Raw genomic sequence first — 16,336 nt, 5'->3', positions numbered from 1 at the left:
TCTGCCCGTCACGCTACATAAGGGAGAATGAACCATGGCACTGATTTCCATGCGCCAGATGCTGGACCACGCCGCCGAGTACGGCTACGGCATCCCGGCCTTCAACGTCAATAACCTCGAACAGATGCGCGCCATCATGGAAGCCGCCGACAAGACCGATTCGCCGGTCATCGTCCAGGCCTCCGCCGGCGCCCGCAAGTATGCCGGGGCGCCGTTCCTGCGCCACCTGATCCTCGCCGCCATCGAAGAATTTCCGCATATCCCGGTGGTGATGCACCAGGATCACGGCACCAGCCCGGCCATTTGCCAGCGTTCCATCCAGTTGGGCTTCAGCTCGGTGATGATGGACGGCTCGCTCGCCGAGGATGGCAAGACCCCGACCGATTACGCTTACAACGTCCGCGTCACCAAGACCGTGGTCGATCTGGCGCATGCCTGCGGCGTGTCGGTGGAAGGGGAGATCGGTTGCCTGGGTTCGCTGGAAACCGGTCAGGCCGGTGAAGAGGACGGCGTTGGCGCGGAAGGCGTGCTCGACCATTCACAACTGCTGACCAGTGTTGAAGAAGCCGCCAGCTTCGTGGCCGATACCGGCGTGGACGCCCTGGCCATCGCCATCGGCACCTCGCACGGCGCCTACAAGTTCACCCGTCCGCCCACCGGCGACATCCTGGCTATCGACCGCATCAAGGAAATCCACGCCCGTATCCCCAACACCCATCTGGTGATGCACGGCTCCAGTTCGGTTCCCCAGGACTGGCTGGCCATCATCAACGAGCATGGCGGCGACATCAAGGAAACCTACGGCGTGCCGGTCGAGCAGATCGTCGAGGCGATCAGGCACGGCGTGCGCAAGGTCAACATCGACACCGACCTGCGCCTGGCCTCCACCGGCGCCATCCGCCGCTTCCTGGCGGAAAACCCGGCCGAGTTTGACCCGCGCAAGTACTTTGCCAAGACCATCACCGCCATGCGTGATATCTGCATCGCCCGCTACGAGGCGTTTGGCGCGGCGGGCAACGCCAGCCGCATCAACCCGATCTCGCTGGAAAAGATGGCTGCCCGCTACGGCAAATAAGCCCCGGCGTGTCAGCTATGAAAAAGGCGGCCTCCGGGCCGCTTTTTTTGTGCCGCTAATTTCTGTACTGACCAATAGGTTTCCCGTCGTGCTGCCGCTAGAATGAGCGCCAGTCATCCTCCGGATAGTCACCCATGAACGGAACGCCGCTGTCCCCCCGGGCTGAAGCCCTGCTCAACGCCCAGATCGCCTACATGATCCGCCGCCTGACCGGCGATGAATACGAGGCCTGGGTGCGCGCCGAGCTGGAAGCCGATCTGCAGAACGCCCGCCTGCTGACCCTGAACCAGGCGATGGAGCCCCGCCTGATCAAGGAGGTGGTGCACCAGTTCGCGCTGGAGCTGGACCTGAGCGGCGGCGTGTTGGAGCTGGTCGCAGCGGTGGCGCGCGCGCTTCATGCCCATCCGGTGCATGCGAACACCACGCTGGGCGATATCCTGAGCGACAACAGCTTTGAGGAAATGCTGGACAAGGTGCTGGAGCTGCGCGACGTTCGCGAACGCCTGGTGCATGAGGTCGTCAGCAACCCGCTTTACGCCGAACTGGCAACCTCGCTGCTCACTGAGGGCGTGCGCGGTTATCTCGATCATGCCGTCGCCACGTCGCGGCTGCCGGGCGCGCGTTCACTGGCGCGCTTCGGCCGTGAAGCGCTGCAAGCCTTGCCCGGCGGTCTTGAGGAAGCGCTGGAAAGCCGGCTGCACGATTACCTGCGCCGGGCCTTGCAGGGCTTGCTGGTCAGCAGCGGCGAAACCTTGCTGGAGTTGGCCGACACCCGGCTGCGCGACAGTATCCTGGATATCTGGGACGCCCTGAAAACCCGGCCGCTGGCCGACGGCCTGCACCAGCTGACGGCGCTGGATCTGGAAGAGTTCTTTGTGCTGGGTTACGAATACTGGCGGGAAGTGCGGCAGACAGATTTTGTCCGTTCCATCATCGACTCGGGGATCGATACCTTCTTTGAACTGTACGGCGACACCAGTCTCTACGACCTGCTGGGCGAGGTCGGGATTGATCATGAAATCATGGTGCAGCAGGCCATGCGCTTCGGCCCGCCGGTGATTGCCGTGCTGCACGAGCGCGGCATGCTGGAGGCCCTGTTCCGGCGGCAGCTGGAAGGGTTTTTCGCCTCGCCGGAAGTCGCCGCCATTCTGGCGGCGGAGTTCACGGCTCCGGCCATGCCTGCTGCGCAGTAAGCAGGCCTACACCAACAGGGTTAATCCCCCGAACACGATAACCAGCCCGATTACCATCAGCCAGCGCAAGTGATTGGGAGGGGAGGGCTGGAATCCAGGGACGGGGGCGACGGGATGCATTTTGAGGTAGTGGTCGATCAGGTGGCCGGCCTCTTCGGGATTCATGCCCATTTCCTGACGGACAATCCGGATGGCTTCGGGCTTCTGGCCCAGTTCGAGCGCCCCGATGGCGTCCAGGGGCAAGGTGGTAGACCTGTCCATCGACTTCATGACGTTTCTCCTTGTTTTCCTTGAGGCCGCCATCCCGGCAACCCCGATGCACAACTATCCATACGTTCAGAATATCACCGGTTTCCGGTAGCTGCCTGAATTGTTGTGGTTTTTTTGTTCTCGGTCACAACTTTCAGCGTTTGTTGGCCCATGCTGGCGCGTAATCCGGCCAAGAATATCTCAGATTCATAGTTTGACAACTTTCAAACTAAAGGGTATGTTTTGACCATCGTACCGCCTGGCGGTCCTTAAACCGGAGATTCCCGATGTCATCCAGCCTGTCCCCCGCCCAGATCCTTGGTCAACCCTTCACCCTGCCCAACGGCGCGGTCGTGAAGAACCGGCTGGCCAAGTCCGCCATGAGTGAAGCCCTGGGCACCACCGACAACCACGTCACCGAAGGGTTGGCCAATCTCTACCGGCGCTGGGCCGACGGCGGCATCGGCCTGCTGATCACCGGCAACGTCATGATCGATCGCCGCGCGCTGGGCGAGCCCAACAACGTGGCGCTGGAAGACGAAAGTGACCTGGAACTGTTGAAGCAATGGGCGGCAGCCGGCACCCGCAATGGGACGCAACTGTGGATGCAGATCAACCATCCCGGCAAGCAGGTGCCGAAAGGGCTGAATGTTGAATCCGTCGCCCCGTCCGCCATCCCCTTCGGCAAGGAAATCGCCGCCTTCTTCGCCACGCCGCGCGAGCTGACCGAGGCGGAAATCCTGGACATCATCGCCCGTTTCGGCCGCACCGCCGCGATTGCCCAAAAGGCCGGTTTCAGCGGCGTGCAGATTCACGGCGCGCACGGTTATCTGGTCAGCCAGTTCCTCTCCGGCCACCATAACCAGCGTACCGACCAATGGGGAGGTAATGCCGAGAACCGCCGCCGCTTCGTGCTGGAAGTGTTCAAAGCCATCCGCGCCGCCACCAGCCCGGATTTCCCGGTGGGCATCAAGCTGAATTCCGCCGACTTCCAGAAGGGCGGCTTTACCGAGGAAGAGTCGCTGGACGTGATCCGCGCCCTGTCCGAGGCCGGGATTGATCTGATCGAGATTTCCGGTGGCACCTATGAAGCGCCGGCCATGGCCGGTGTGAAGGAAGTACCGGTCAAGGACTCCACCCGCCGTCGCGAGGCCTATTTCCTGGAATTCGCCGAGAAGGCCCGTCAGGCCGTGAAGACGCCGCTGATGGTCACCGGCGGTTTCCGGACGGCCGAGGGCATGAGCGAAGCCATTACCAGCGGCGCGGTGGATTTCGTGGGCATTGCGCGGTCGCTGGCCATCGAGCCGGAAGTGCCGAACCGCCTGTTGTCCGGTCAACAGCCCCGCTATCAGGTCAAGCCGATCAAGACCGGCATCAAGCCCATCGACAAGATGGCGCTGATGGAAGTGGCTTGGTACTCTCGCCAATTGAGGCGCATGGCCAACGGCTGCGAGCCGAAGCCGAACGAGTCCGGCCTGGTCTCCTTCCTGATCGGCATGACCGAGAACGGCTGGAATACCTTCAAGACCCGTCGCTTGCGCGCCTGAGTCCAGCCATGAAAAAAGGCCCGTCAGGGCCTTTTTTCATTCCGGCACAGCGGAGGCTTACAGCGCCTCCACCTTCACCAGTTGCTCCTGCAGCGTCGCAATTTCCGTCTTCACCGCCGCCAGCTTTTCCTGCTCCTTCGCCACCACATCCGCCGGGGCCTTGTCGACAAAAGCCGGGTTTTCCAGCTTGCCTGCCAGACGGCCGACTTCCTTCTCCAGCTTGTCCAGCTCCTTGCGCAGGCGCGCGGCTTCGGCGTCAATCAGGCCAGTTGGTGGATCAGGGCAAGGCTGCTGGGCAACGTAGGCTAATTGCTCCAAAAAGCGATCCAGACTGTACGAGGAACCGGCAAGCCCATTAATTGTTTTAGCTTTCAGGAGGAGCTGACTGATCTTGTCATAGCAGCGGCTGGTTTTTTCGAATTTTTCGCGATAATTTTGCCGCATCAATAACTTGCCAAAAGCATCTTCACAATTGTTTATTTTGGGTGACTTGCTACGTCGTGACTCGTACAAGGCGATTAACCAGCATTCCAGCGAATGAATGCAAATACAGAATAATATCTTATCCGCGTAGTGCGCATAAATGGTATTGTGGCATATGAATTCAATCAGTTTATTGCGAATTTTTTCATAAAAATCCGCTTGGTCTTGTGCTGCAAGGCTAATAGGGTGGACGCCGAAATTAGGATGCTCGCAACAGTCTGTGTCAATCTGAATGACGATATAGTCATGATTTATAACTGCTTGTTCAAATTGACTGGATTTCAGATAGGCAATAACCAGCTCCCAGCCACCAAAGCCCTGTTGTTGGCTATCGGTTTCATCGAGTGTTGGTTGTAGAAAGTTGATATCCTCATCAAGATCTGGATACTCAGGAAAGAATCCGCATAACAGATTTTCGATTACTCGGTGATCCGTTATCCCTTCACAAATAAGGCCGAATTTCATTGCAGCTTTCCTTAGAAGTTTTTGGGCAAACCACCGAGATAGCCGCGCATGAACGCTTCAGATAATTTCACAGGTTCGCCATTAGCTGGTGACTTGGGCTTGTCGGCTAAACCGATGCGTTTGAAGCGGGTGTGGCCTTTCTTGTTGCGAGAAGCCACAAACAATCGCTGCTCTTCATCTCCCAAATCTAGTCCGTCTAGGATTGCGGGGTTGTGGGTAGTGACAAAGACTTGCTTGTCATATTTCTTAGATAGATGTACTAGACGCGTAATCAATGCAGTACAGAGTTTGGGATTGAAAGAGGCGTCAATGTTGTCTATGGCAAATATGCTTGGCGTGTTATTTGAACAGAAGAGGGCAGCGTAGAACAAGACAAACAGGAATCCTTCGTTAGCACTACGTTGGTCGAACATAGTTGTGAGGTATTTGTCCTTGATGCTGACCTTGTCTTCTAGGCTGGAAAGATCTTTTGGGACTTCAATTTTTTCAAACCAGTCGAACAGATCTAGGCATTTAAGGACATCCTGAAATGCATCTGCTTCAATTTCTTGCATGACTTTGAGCAACTTGAGTAAGCCTTCGCCATTTATACCCAAGGGTTCAATCTGTCCTTCCCGGTAGAAGTTGCGGAGGGCAGTATTTTCTGGTGAATATAGAATGAAGTCGGGAATAATGGTAAGGTTCTTCTTGATGGTTGCAATATGGTCTTTCTGGCTATTAATGTTTTCTTTTAAAGATATGAGTAGGCTCTCTAGTTGCTTGCCTAGGCTTCTTAAATCATCGTCTTTAGACTTTGAGTATTTCTCTTTACTTGACTCTAATTCTGCTATCTTTTTTTCAAGAAAAAAAGTGGTGTCTTCAGCTTTTTCAATTCTGGTAATAATATCCAAGGCGTCGTCAGGGGTGGCCTCATTGCGTGAGATATCTTTTTGGTACTTGTGTGTTGCACCTAGTCTTTCGATTTTAATTCCGTAATCGAATTCGTCTGCTTTAATTGTAAGGTTGATGATAGAGTCGTTGATGTCATAAAATAATGGCAAGAATTCAACAAGCCTTGCGCCACGGGATACTAGAAACTCGTTATCCAATTTGTCAGCATCGGCAGCACCAAATAATACCAATGCTTCTAAAAAATTGCTTTTCCCTACGCCATTCCCTCCAATAATAACATTGAATCGCCCAGCCTCTACTTCTAGGTCTAGTATGGACTTATAGTTCTCAATTTTGATCGATCTGATCATAGCTAACTCGTTATCGTGTATAATATGTCAAAGGGGGCGAAAGTTGCCCCCTACATTAGCATCCGCGAAAGCTTTTACAAAGCCTCCACCTTCACCAGCTGCTCCTGCAGCGTCGCGATTTCCGCCTTCACCGCCGCCAGCTTTTCCTGCTCCTTGGCCACCACATCCGCCGGGGCCTTGTCGACAAAAGCCGGGTTTTCCAGCTTGCCTGCCAGACGGCCGACTTCCTTCTCAAGCTTGTCCAGCTCCTTGCGCAAGCGCGCGGCTTCGGCCTCGGCGTCAATCAGGCCTTTCAGCGGCACCAGCAGGCTCATGTCGCCCACCAGCTTGGTGGCGGCGAAGGGCAGCTCGGCGCCGGTTTCCAGCCAGGTCAGCGCTTCCAGCCGCGCCAGGAAGGCCAGCTGGCTGCGATACCGCTCCAGACGCACCTGATCCGCCGCGCCACCGTGATGGAACAGCACGGTCAGCGCCTTGGCGGGCGAAATGTTCAGTTCGCCGCGAATGTTGCGGATGGCGCTGATCACGGCTTGCAGCCAGGCCACGTCCTGCTCGGCCTCGACATTGATCTTGCTCTCGTCAGCCAGCGGATAGGCTTCCAGCATGATGCTGTCGGCGGTCTTGCCCACCAGCGGCTTCACGCGCTGCCAGATTTCCTCGGTGATGAACGGCATGATCGGGTGCAGCAGGCGCAGCAGGGTTTCAAGCACCCGCACCAGCGTGCGGCGCGTCCCGGCCTTGGCGGCGGTGGAGGCGTCGCCGGTCAGCACCGGTTTGGTCAGTTCCAGATACCAGTCGCAGTACTCGTTCCACGCGAACTCATAGATTGCCTGTGCCGCCATGTCGAAACGGTAGGCGGCAAAGGCCTCGGTGACGGCCTGTTCGGTGCGCTGCAGGCGACTGATGATCCACTGGTCGGCCACGCTGAGTTCGTAGTTGGCGTGATCAACAGCCACATCCTGGCCTTCGCAGTTGCCCAGCACGAAGCGGGCGGCGTTCCACAGCTTGTTGCAGAAGTTGCGGTAGCCTTCGACGCGCTTCATGTCGAACTTGATGTCGCGGCCGGTGGAGGCGAGGGCGGCGAAGGTGAAGCGCAGCGCGTCGGTGCCGAAGGCGTTGATGCCCTCCGGGAATTCCTTGCGCGTCGCCTTCTCGATCTTCGGGGCGTCCTGCGGCTTCATCAGGCCGGTGGTGCGCTTGGCGACCAGCGATTCCAGATCGATGCCGTCGATGATGTCCAGCGGGTCCAGCACGTTGCCTTTGGACTTCGACATCTTCTGGCCTTCCGAGTCGCGCACCAGGCCGTGCACGTACACGGTCTTGAACGGAATCTGCGGCGTACCGTCCGCGTTCTTCATGAAGTGCATGGTCATCATCATCATCCGGGCCACCCAGAAGAAGATGATGTCGAAGCCGGTCACCAGCACGTCGGTGGGGTGGAAGGTCTTCAGTTCCGGGGTGTTTTCCGGCCAGCCCAGCGTGGAGAAGGTCCACAGCGCCGAGGAGAACCAGGTGTCGAGCACGTCGTCGTCCTGACGCAGGCTGACATCCGCATCCAGACTGTACTTGTCGCGCACTTCGGCTTCGGTGCGGCCGACGTAGACGTTGCCGTGGTTGTCGTACCAAGCGGGAATGCGGTGGCCCCACCACAACTGGCGGGAAATGCACCAGTCCTGGATGTCGCGCATCCACGAGTAGTACATGTTCTGGTACTGCTCGGGCACGAACTTGACGCGGCCGTCTTCCACAGCCTCGATGGCGGGCTTGGCCAGCTCCTTCGCGGAGACATACCACTGGTCGGTCAGCCACGGTTCGACGATGACGCCGGAACGGTCGCCGCGCGGCGCCTTCAGGGCGTAGGGCTCGATCTTGTCCAGCCAGCCTTCTTCCTCGGCCTGCTTCACCAGCTGCTTGCGGGCGACGAAGCGGTCCAGTCCGGCATAGGCTTCCGGAGCCTTCTCGCCGTGCAAGGTTTCGTAGCTGCCGAAGGTCAGCACGGTAAACTCGCTGAGGATCTTCGCGTCCTTGTCGAGGACGTTGATCAGCGGCAGGCTGTGGCGCTTCCCGAGCTCATAGTCGTTGAAGTCGTGCGCCGGGGTGATCTTCACGCAGCCGGTGCCGAAGGCCTTGTCGACATAGCTGTCGGCCACGATCGGCACCAGGCGGCCGGTCAGCGGCAGGCGCACGTTCTTGCCGATCAGGTGCTGGTAGCGTTCGTCGTCCGGGTTGACGGCCACGGCGGTATCGCCCAGCAGCGTTTCCGGGCGGGTCGTCGCCACCACCAGATAGCCGCTGCCGTCTTCCAGCGTATAGCGGAAATGCCACAGCGAGCCTTTCTCTTCTTCACTGACCACCTCCAGATCGGAAATGGCGGTGTGCAGTTTCGGGTCCCAGTTCACCAGCCGCTTGCCGCGGTAGATCAGGCCGTCCTCATACAGGCGCACGAAGGCTTCCTTCACCGCGTTCGACAGGCCGTCGTCCATGGTGAAGCGTTCGCGGCTCCAGTCCACCGACGAACCGAGGCGGCGGATCTGGCGGGTAATCGTGCCGCCGGATTGCGCCTTCCACTCCCACACCTTGTCGAGGAATTTGTCGCGGCCCAGGTCGTGGCGGGTGATGTTCTGCAAGCCCAGCTGGCGCTCCACCACCATCTGCGTGGCGATGCCGGCGTGGTCGGTGCCGGGCTGCCACAGCGTGTTGCGGCCGGTCATGCGGTGGTAGCGGATCAGGCTGTCCATGATGGTGTTGTTGAAGCCGTGACCCATGTGCAGCGAGCCGGTGACGTTGGGCGGCGGAATCATGATGCAGTAGGGCGCACCCTGGCCGCTGGGGGCGAAGTAGCCCTGTTTTTCCCAGTGTTCGTACCAGCGTTGTTCGAGATTGGAAGGATTGAAGGAGGAGTCCATGGTCATGGGGAAATACCGGAGTCAGTCTGAAGGCGGAAATGGGGGAGATGTTAGCAAAAAGTCGGGGCCAACGGGCAGGCCGTACGGGTGCGGGGCGGGATTGTCGGGAACTTTCCGTCGTGTGCGGGCGGGGGAAGGCACGGGGGAGGCGTCCCCCGTGACATGGGCCGGATTACTCCGGCTTCTTCAGCGAATCTTGCAACAAGCGATTCATCTCGCCATGCAGCCATTTGCGCAGTTCGACGCGCACCGAATCCAGCTGCTGCTCGATCAGATCGTCGGCGTTTTGCAGGAAGCTGCGCTTCAGCTCCTGCTCGACCGGCCCGGCAGCGATGGCTGAAGATACCGGCAGCGCCGACGTGCGGGTGGGACTGGCGATAATCCGTTCTTGGGTATGGCCGCCCAGCGAGGAGCAGACATCCAGCAGTTCATCGAACACATTCTGGCGAAATTCGACGGGGGAGCGCTGCCAGCGCAGCGGGAAGTTGGTGCCTAATTCAACAGCCATGCTTACCTCATACCTCGTTGTGATCCAGACTGAAGCCCAGTTGCTTGTAGTTTTGCCAGCGCTGGCGGGCCGCTTGCCGTGACGCATCGTCCGGTGCGAACAGTTCCAGCACGCGCTGGTAGCGCTCCGGGTGCTCCACCGGGCGACTGCTGACATTTAAGCAGATATCCCCGAACGGCGCTGCCGATTTCGGACCAAACCGCACCGGAGCGGACAAAACGTCATCAACGCCGATGCGCTGGTGCGGCAGGAAGCTTTCGGCGGGGAAGCTCCACAGCCATTCATCCAGCGCGGCGGCCTGCGCCTCGTCCCGGGTCTGGATGAACAGGGTCTTGCCCTCGGCGACCGCCCGCGCCGCCAGGCGGCAGGCGGTCTGCATCAGGCGTTCCGGCGAATCCTGCTTCAGCAGGTAGAAACTAGCCCGCGACACAGTCATGCAGGTATTGCATCAACAGGGGCACCGGACGGCCGGTCGCGCCTTTCTGCGCGCCGCTGATCCACGCCACGCCCGCGATGTCCAGATGCGCCCAGGTGTATTCCTTGGTGAAGCGCTCCAGGAAACAGGCGGCGGTGATCGCGCCGCCGTTCGGGCCGCCGCTGCTGATGTTGGCCATGTCGGCGAAGGGGGAGTCCAGCAGTTCCTGATAATCGGACAGCACCGGCATCCGCCAGGTGCGGTCGTTGCCGGCCAGCCCGGCGTTGAGCAACGCCTCGGCCAGTTCGTCATGCGGCGTGAACAGGCCGGAAACGACCTTGCCCAAGGCGACAACACAGGCGCCGGTCAGGGTGGCGATATCGATCACCACCGCCGGGTCGAAGCGCTTGATGTAGGTGAGGGCGTCGCACAGCACCAGACGGCCTTCGGCGTCGGTATTGAGGATTTCCACGGTCTGGCCTGACATCGTGGTGACGATGTCGCCGGGGCGGGTGGCGTTGCCCGCCGGCATGTTCTCGGCGGCGGCGATGACGCCGACGACATTGATCGGCAGCTTGCTTTCGGCCAGGCCCTTCATCACGCCCAGCACCGACGCCGCGCCGCACATGTCGTACTTCATCTCGTCCATGGCCGCGCCCGGCTTCAGCGAAATGCCGCCGGTGTCAAAGGTGATGCCCTTGCCGACCAGCACCACCGGCTTGTCGCCTTTCTTGCCGCCGTGATATTCGATCACGATCAGCTTGCCCTCTTCCGCCGAGCCCTTGCTGACGGCCAGGAACGCGCCCATGCCCAGCTTTTCCATGTCGCTTTCGCCCAGCACATCCAGCTTCATCTTGCGCTGGCCCTTGACCAGCGCCTTGGCCTGTTCGGCCAGATAGGTCGGGTGGCAGATATTCGGCGGCTGGTTGCCCAGGTCGCGCGCCAGGCCCTGGCCGGAAGCCACGGCTTCGCCCCAGGCAATCGCAGTTTGTCCGGCGGCCAGTTCGGCTTCGTCGGCCACGGCCAGCAGCATCTTTTCCAGACCGGGCTCGGTGGATTTCTTGCTCTTGTAGTGATCAAAACGGTACGCGGTTTCCAGCGTCGCCCGCACGATGTCGCCCAAGGTCTGCGCCGGTGTGCGGTTCTGCACGCGCAACTCGCCCAGATAGCTGACCACGGTGCGGATCTTGCTGTTCAGCGCCTTGAAGGCGGCAGCGGCGACTTTCTGGAAGGCGCGGTTGTTCAGGTCCTTGGCGTCGCCGGCTCCGACCACGATGATCTGGCGGCTTTCCAGTCCCGGCAGGCCGAAAACAGGCAGGGTCTGGCCGGTCTTGCCCTCGAAGCCAGCATTGGTCAGGATCGTGGTCAGACGGCCCTCGCTGGCGGCGTCCAGGGTCTTGCCGGCGGCGGTCAGGCCGTCGGTGGTGGCGGGAATGATGATGGCGCCGGCGGCGGCCTGGGCGGGATGCGCGGCGGCAATCAGTGCAAATTCCATTAGAACCTCTATCAAATATGGTCGATAATCCGGAATCGGACATTACTAGCATATTTGCACCAGAAGGCAAGGCGGCATCACGTGATAATTCGTCGTTATCTGGCGGGCCAGCTGCTGGTCTCTGCCCTGGCGGTAACCTCCCTGTTGACGTTCATTCTCATGGGCGGCCGCGTCATCAAGTATTTCGGCATGGCCGCGCAAGGCAAGCTCGATGTCGAGCTGTTGTCAGCGGTTTTGCTGTATCGCCTGCCGGGCTTCCTGGAGCTGATCATCCCGCTGGGACTCTTTATTGCGGTTCTTCTGGTGTTCGGCCGGCTTTATGTCGATAACGAGATGGCCATTCTGGCGTCCAGCGGCATCAGCCGGTGGCAGCTGGCCGGGCACCTGCTGCCGGCGGTTGTCCTGGTTACCGCCTTGGTCAGCATCTTTTCCCTCTATTTTTCGCCGCGCGGCAATCTCGCCTCGGAATCCTTGTTCGCTGCACAGGCCAAGCGCAATACCTTTGACCTGATAAGGCCGGGCCAGTTCCAGAGGGTCGGTGAGCGCATACTGTTTGCGCGTGAGATTACGCCTGACAAGACGCGCCTGCTGCAAGTCATGATGTTTGAGGAGCGGCCCGGCGCGCAGCGAAGCCGGGTCATGGTCATGGCCGAGAGTGCGCGCCGCTATCATGATGAATCGACCGGCCTTTCGTATATCGAACTGGAGCACGGCGATCGTTATGAACTGTCGGCAGACAGCCCGCGCTATTCCCGACTGCGTTTCGCCGTATACCGAATGCGGGTGGCCGATCCGGCTGATGTCGGGGAGATAACCCGCGCCCGTACCTTGTCTTCCCGGGAGGTTTTTGACCATCGGGCCGAAGACAAGCTGATCATGGGGGAGTGGCTGTGGCGGGTCAGCATGCCGCTGATCGTCCCCATCGCCGCCTTGCTGGCGTTGCCCCTGTCCCGCGTCAGTCCCAGGCAGGGGCGTTTTCTCAAGCTGTTCCCGGCCATCCTCCTGTACATCAGTTATGTGGTCCTGATCGCGGCGGCCCGTAACGCCATTGAAAAAGGGAAGCTCGGCTCTGCGGGGATCTGGGGAATCCATCTCGGCTTTTTCCTGTTGGGGTTGCTGATGCTGGGCTGGGAGGATATCCAGCTCTGGCTTCGTCGCCGTCGCCTGGCGGATGATGGGGGTGCGGCATGAACCTGCTGCCGATGTATGTCAGCCGTACGGTGCTGTTTGCCATGTTGCTGGTGCTGTTCCTGCTGCTGGGGCTGGATCTGGTTTTTTCTTTTATTGCCGAGATGGAGGAAATCAAGGGCAACTATCAGGCCCTGCAGGCCTTGCAGGTTGTCGCCCTTGAGCTGCCTTACCGTTTGTGCGACATCCTCCCGGTTTCAGGATTGGTCGGCGGGATTATCGGACTGGGGCTGCTGGCCAGCCAGTCCGAACTGACAGTGATGCGCGCCTCGGGAGTCAGCGTAGGGCGTATCGTCTGGTGGACAATGCGCCCCGCCCTGGCCTTGGTGATGTTGGGACTGCTTGTGGCGCAGTACGGTATTCCCGTCAGCAATCAAAAATCGGAAACCATCAAGGCCAGGGCCTTGGGGCAGGATTATCACGCCGGATTCCTGAGCGGATTCTGGCATCGTGAAGGCAATGACTTCATTCACATGCAGCAAGTCGAACCCGGCGGGCGCTTGCATGCAGTCACTTTCTACCGGCTGAGTCAGGATGGCCGTTTGACAGAAATGACCGGGGTCAGGGAGGGAAAGCCATTAAGTACGGGCGGCTGGCGTCTACAGGGGGTCTACTCGGTTTTTCTGGGGACAGATGGCGCGGCGCGGGCGGGAAGTGGTCATGATTTCGGCTGGAAGCCGGAGCTGACGCCCGATTTCTTGAGGCTTGTCACAGTATCTCCCGAGTATCTCCCGTTAACTAGTCTTTACAGCTATGCCCGCTATCTGGAGGGGCAAGGCTTGGGAGCCGGAATCTACTTTCTTGAATTCTGGAAGAAAGCGCTGGCCCCGCTCGCGACATTGTCCATGGTCCTGATCGCCTGTACGTTCATTTTCGGTCCGTTGCGTTCCGTGACCATGGGATTGAGGATCGTTACCGGGGTCTTGGCCGGTCTGGGATTCCGATATCTCCAGGATATATGCGGCTATGCCAGTCTGGTTTATGACTTTTCGCCCTTGCTGGCGGTGCTGGTTCCCGTAGGTCTTTCACTGGGTTGGGGTCTGCACGCGCTCAGACGCGTCCGTTAGCCACAGCGGATGCAGGGCTTTGCATCCGCCTGCAATTAAGGCTAGAGTGGTAATAGTTATCCGGTACAAAAAAGTTCCCTAGCGGAAAAATCATAACAACCAAGAGAGTGCTTGCCTTGCTAGTCTGGACTTCTGCACAGGCCACCGATATCGGGGCAAAACGAAAGATCAATGAGGATGCCGTCCTTTCCAGGCCCGATATAGGGCTTTGGGCGGTAGCTGACGGTATGGGCGGCCACGCCGCGGGTGATGTGGCAAGCCAAGCGGTCATCGACGCCCTGCTGCAAACCAACCCTGACAAGGATCTTTCGGATTTTGTCGACACCATTGAAGACAAGATCCTGCTGGTGAATCAAAACCTCCGGCGCCATGGCCAAGAAGCCTTGGGCGGCCGCACATTAGGCACCACGGTTGTCAGTCTCTTTATCGTGGATGGTATGGGCGCCTGCATCTGGGCGGGCGATTCCCGCCTGTACCTTTATCGTGACGGAGAGCTGAAGCGGATTTCCCACGATCATTCGGCGGTACAGGAAATGATCGATTCCGGAATGATTACCCCGGATCAGGCGGCGCATCACCCGCATCGGAATGTGATTACCCGGGCGGTTGGTGGTGGCGACAAGCTCTATCCAGAGCTTCGTGTGTTTAATGTACAAGCTGGTGATTGGTATTTACTCTGCAGCGATGGCTTCTATAATGAAGTCAGCGAGGATGTAATGTCATCACTGATTGTGCAGGATACGCTTGAAGCCTCCGTAGCCAAACTCATGGAAAAAGCCTTGGCCCATGGTGCGGCGGACAATGTTTCCCTGATCGTCGTCAAAGTGTCGGAGGCATCATGATTCAGGATTTCCCGCAAGCGAATGCCAGATTGGCCGAAGTTGCCCGCCATTGGGCCGACGGCGAAGTCACGCATGAAACGTGGCGTCGTGAGCGGCGTAATATCCTGCGTGAGATTTGCTCGAAACGAGCGGATTATCAAGCGCGGAGCCCTTTGCCTGTGGTTCAGGCCCCCCGTCCGGTTGAGGCGCCTGTCGCTCCGGTTCAGGCCGAGTCCAAAGTATCGGTTGCGGTGGTCGATCCCGCTTCGGATATCGCCAACGACGAGGTGCTGACGCTTGCCCTGTTGTTGGTTGCTGTTGTCATGGGCGCGCTTTTCGTTTTTTTCCTGGCGTGATCGGGACTTCGCTCCGAAAACCCCTGGTTTTGTCCGACACCATCCATTCCCTGTACGATCGTACTGCTTTATGCTTGAGTGCTAATCTCAGGTGGAAGCAACATGAGCCAGTATCATCCGGAAGCCGTTCCCACGGCTAATCTGATTGAACGCACCAGTCGAACCGCCGGCGAACTTGTTCGTGATCATCGCCCGTTGGGGCGTGAGGCGCTGAATGCGATAGTCAACCTGCCGATCCTGCCATGGATATTGTTTCCGCTGAAGCCTGAACCTGAAACACATTCTGAATTCCTGCCCGGCAGTTATCCCAGCCTTTGGGAATATTTTTCCGCGATGGCGCAAGTATTGGTGCCTACAGAGCGGAAATCCTTTTCCTATGGCACATTGGCGGTTCTGCCGCCAGACTATATCTGGCCCCAGTCCAAGCGCCAGACCAAGTGGTTCTTCATTAACGGCATCTGCACCAGTCCCTCCATGGCGCTGCTGGAGGCGAGGGAAGTCGCGCTGGCCTTCCAGCGGCCGATACACCTGATTCATACGCCGACTGCGGGCTTCGTGCGCGATATTGCCGGAGCCTTGAATGCACGGGCCTTGCGCAAGGACGGACGGCTTTCCCGTCCGGCTTTCAATATTGTCCGTAATGCCATGGTCAGTCATGATCAGGTCGTCCTGATTACGTATTCGCAGGGCGCCATCGTGGCCAGTTATATCGCCCGCAAGTTGCTGAAAGATCCTGAAATGCGCAAGCATGCCCACAAACTGGAGATCTACAGTATTGGCGGCGCGGCAGACAGCCTGCATATCGACTATGCGCTGACGGCCGAGCATGGCCGCACGGTGCCCTACGTTGAGCACTTCGCCAATGGCAAGGACTTCTTCGCCCGGGTTGGTATTCTCGCCAAGTACCACAGCACCAGCGGGCCGATTTTTTTTGTGGCGGATCGCAAGGGGCACATGCTGAACCCGCATTACATCAAGGGAATCGTGCGCGGGGATTATTGCGAGGGGCGCTCGAGGCTGAGCAAATACGCGAATGGCGGTGAACCAGGGCCGGATGACTATATCCCGTTTGATCGGCGGCGGTAGCGACGGCTGGACTTGCTGCCTTTGGTCATAACGGCCAAGGCGGTGAGTCCCATGCGGGTGATGATTCAAAACGAAGAAAGTCTGGGAGTATGAATAAATGGTCGGGGTGAGAGGATTCGAACCTCCGGCCACTGCGTCCCGAACGCAGTGCTCTACCAGGCTGAGCTACACCCCGATGGTCTTTTCACGCGATTGCATGAAGGAGAGGGCGTGCATTTTAGCACGCACGCCGCAGAAATAAAGT

15 protein-coding genes and 1 tRNA gene are annotated in these 16,336 nt (G+C 58.8%); 8 read left to right on the top strand and 8 right to left on the bottom strand.

The window, feature by feature from the left end; translation table 11 throughout:
- The first annotated feature begins 34 nt into the window (after window positions 1-34).
- Window positions 35-1,075: a class II fructose-bisphosphate aldolase gene (gene fba, locus EV700_RS02875; RefSeq protein ID WP_130410838.1), complete on the top strand. Its 1,041-nt coding sequence runs from the start codon at window positions 35-37 to the stop codon at window positions 1,073-1,075.
- A 134-nt stretch (window positions 1,076-1,209) separates the two neighbouring features.
- Window positions 1,210-2,268: a hypothetical protein gene (locus EV700_RS02870; protein ID WP_130410837.1), complete on the top strand. Its 1,059-nt coding sequence runs from the start codon at window positions 1,210-1,212 to the stop codon at window positions 2,266-2,268.
- A gap of 6 nt (window positions 2,269-2,274) precedes the next feature.
- Here the strand turns inward: EV700_RS02870 and EV700_RS02865 are convergent, their stop codons facing one another.
- On the bottom strand, window positions 2,275-2,538 hold the full coding sequence (locus EV700_RS02865) for a hypothetical protein (RefSeq protein ID WP_130410836.1): 264 nt from the start codon (window positions 2,536-2,538) through the stop codon (window positions 2,275-2,277).
- Window positions 2,539-2,804: 266 nt separating this feature from the next.
- Between EV700_RS02865 and EV700_RS02860 the strand changes: the two genes are divergently transcribed.
- On the top strand, window positions 2,805-4,064 hold the full coding sequence (locus EV700_RS02860; RefSeq protein WP_130410835.1) for an NADH:flavin oxidoreductase/NADH oxidase family protein: 1,260 nt from the start codon (window positions 2,805-2,807) through the stop codon (window positions 4,062-4,064).
- 57 nt (window positions 4,065-4,121) lie between these two features.
- On the opposite strand, the gene EV700_RS02855 is transcribed toward EV700_RS02860, so the two are convergent.
- The 6 genes from EV700_RS02855 to EV700_RS02830 all read right to left on the bottom strand — a co-directional run bounded on the left by EV700_RS02855 (window position 4,122) and on the right by EV700_RS02830 (window position 11,574).
- A complete protein-coding gene (locus tag EV700_RS02855; RefSeq protein WP_130410834.1) occupies window positions 4,122-5,012 on the bottom strand; it encodes a hypothetical protein in 891 nt (296 codons plus the stop codon).
- 11 nt (window positions 5,013-5,023) lie between these two features.
- Entirely contained in the window at window positions 5,024-6,253 is a 1,230-nt protein-coding gene (locus tag EV700_RS02850) for an AAA family ATPase (protein WP_130410833.1), read from the bottom strand.
- Window positions 6,254-6,327: 74 nt separating this feature from the next.
- Window positions 6,328-9,162 (bottom strand): valine--tRNA ligase, encoded by a 2,835-nt coding sequence (locus EV700_RS02845; protein WP_341272930.1) that lies wholly within the window; start codon window positions 9,160-9,162, stop codon window positions 6,328-6,330.
- Between the two features lie 166 nt (window positions 9,163-9,328).
- On the bottom strand, window positions 9,329-9,664 hold the full coding sequence (locus EV700_RS02840; protein WP_130410832.1) for a hypothetical protein: 336 nt from the start codon (window positions 9,662-9,664) through the stop codon (window positions 9,329-9,331).
- A gap of 7 nt (window positions 9,665-9,671) precedes the next feature.
- The gene (locus EV700_RS02835; protein ID WP_130410831.1) at window positions 9,672-10,100 is read right to left on the bottom strand and encodes a DNA polymerase III subunit chi; all 429 of its coding nucleotides are present in this window, start codon (window positions 10,098-10,100) and stop codon (window positions 9,672-9,674) included.
- On the bottom strand, window positions 10,081-11,574 hold the full coding sequence (locus EV700_RS02830) for a leucyl aminopeptidase (protein ID WP_130410830.1): 1,494 nt from the start codon (window positions 11,572-11,574) through the stop codon (window positions 10,081-10,083). Before EV700_RS02830 ends, EV700_RS02835 begins: the two co-directional genes overlap by 20 nt.
- Window positions 11,575-11,655: 81 nt before the next feature.
- Between EV700_RS02830 and lptF the strand changes: the two genes are divergently transcribed.
- From lptF to EV700_RS02805, 5 genes are all read left to right on the top strand, one after another.
- Window positions 11,656-12,765 (top strand): LPS export ABC transporter permease LptF, encoded by a 1,110-nt coding sequence (gene lptF / locus EV700_RS02825; protein ID WP_165391306.1) that lies wholly within the window; start codon window positions 11,656-11,658, stop codon window positions 12,763-12,765.
- Complete coding sequence (gene lptG, locus EV700_RS02820) at window positions 12,762-13,829, top strand: LPS export ABC transporter permease LptG (RefSeq protein WP_130410828.1); 1,068 nt, start codon at window positions 12,762-12,764, stop codon at window positions 13,827-13,829. The genes lptF and lptG overlap by 4 nt, the downstream gene beginning before the upstream one ends.
- A gap of 116 nt (window positions 13,830-13,945) precedes the next feature.
- Entirely contained in the window at window positions 13,946-14,671 is a 726-nt protein-coding gene (locus EV700_RS02815) for a PP2C family protein-serine/threonine phosphatase (protein WP_207224555.1), read from the top strand.
- Window positions 14,668-15,006 (top strand): hypothetical protein, encoded by a 339-nt coding sequence (locus EV700_RS02810; RefSeq protein ID WP_130410826.1) that lies wholly within the window; start codon window positions 14,668-14,670, stop codon window positions 15,004-15,006. Before EV700_RS02815 ends, EV700_RS02810 begins: the two co-directional genes overlap by 4 nt.
- Before the next feature lie 102 nt (window positions 15,007-15,108).
- Complete coding sequence (locus EV700_RS02805; RefSeq protein WP_130410825.1) at window positions 15,109-16,092, top strand: hypothetical protein; 984 nt, start codon at window positions 15,109-15,111, stop codon at window positions 16,090-16,092.
- A gap of 98 nt (window positions 16,093-16,190) precedes the next feature.
- Here the strand turns inward: EV700_RS02805 and EV700_RS02800 are convergent.
- A tRNA-Pro gene (locus EV700_RS02800) sits at window positions 16,191-16,267 on the bottom strand.
- Between the last annotated feature and the right edge of the window lie 69 nt (window positions 16,268-16,336).

This window comes from Fluviicoccus keumensis (assembly GCF_004217445.1).
Lineage (GTDB): Bacteria > Pseudomonadota > Gammaproteobacteria > Pseudomonadales > Moraxellaceae > Fluviicoccus > Fluviicoccus keumensis.
This window is presented reverse-complemented; position numbering and strand designations above follow the sequence as displayed.

Excerpts from the sequence above, each read along its gene's own strand:
- EV700_RS02835 (WP_130410831.1), bottom strand. The coding sequence starts at position 10,100 with ATGACTGTGTCGCGGGCTAGTTTCTACCTGCTGAAGCAGGATTCGCCG.
- EV700_RS02865 (WP_130410836.1), bottom strand. The coding sequence starts at position 2,538 with ATGAAGTCGATGGACAGGTCTACCACCTTGCCCCTGGACGCCATCGGG.
- EV700_RS02830 (WP_130410830.1), bottom strand. The coding sequence starts at position 11,574 with ATGGAATTTGCACTGATTGCCGCCGCGCATCCCGCCCAGGCCGCCGCC.
- EV700_RS02855 (WP_130410834.1), bottom strand. The coding sequence starts at position 5,012 with ATGAAATTCGGCCTTATTTGTGAAGGGATAACGGATCACCGAGTAATC.
- lptG (WP_130410828.1), top strand. The coding sequence starts at position 12,762 with ATGAACCTGCTGCCGATGTATGTCAGCCGTACGGTGCTGTTTGCCATG.
- EV700_RS02845 (WP_341272930.1), bottom strand. The coding sequence starts at position 9,162 with ATGACCATGGACTCCTCCTTCAATCCTTCCAATCTCGAACAACGCTGG.
- EV700_RS02860 (WP_130410835.1), top strand. The coding sequence starts at position 2,805 with ATGTCATCCAGCCTGTCCCCCGCCCAGATCCTTGGTCAACCCTTCACC.
- EV700_RS02810 (WP_130410826.1), top strand. The coding sequence starts at position 14,668 with ATGATTCAGGATTTCCCGCAAGCGAATGCCAGATTGGCCGAAGTTGCC.
- EV700_RS02805 (WP_130410825.1), top strand. The coding sequence starts at position 15,109 with ATGAGCCAGTATCATCCGGAAGCCGTTCCCACGGCTAATCTGATTGAA.
- fba (WP_130410838.1), top strand. The coding sequence starts at position 35 with ATGGCACTGATTTCCATGCGCCAGATGCTGGACCACGCCGCCGAGTAC.
- EV700_RS02840 (WP_130410832.1), bottom strand. The coding sequence starts at position 9,664 with ATGGCTGTTGAATTAGGCACCAACTTCCCGCTGCGCTGGCAGCGCTCC.
- EV700_RS02850 (WP_130410833.1), bottom strand. The coding sequence starts at position 6,253 with ATGATCAGATCGATCAAAATTGAGAACTATAAGTCCATACTAGACCTA.
- EV700_RS02870 (WP_130410837.1), top strand. The coding sequence starts at position 1,210 with ATGAACGGAACGCCGCTGTCCCCCCGGGCTGAAGCCCTGCTCAACGCC.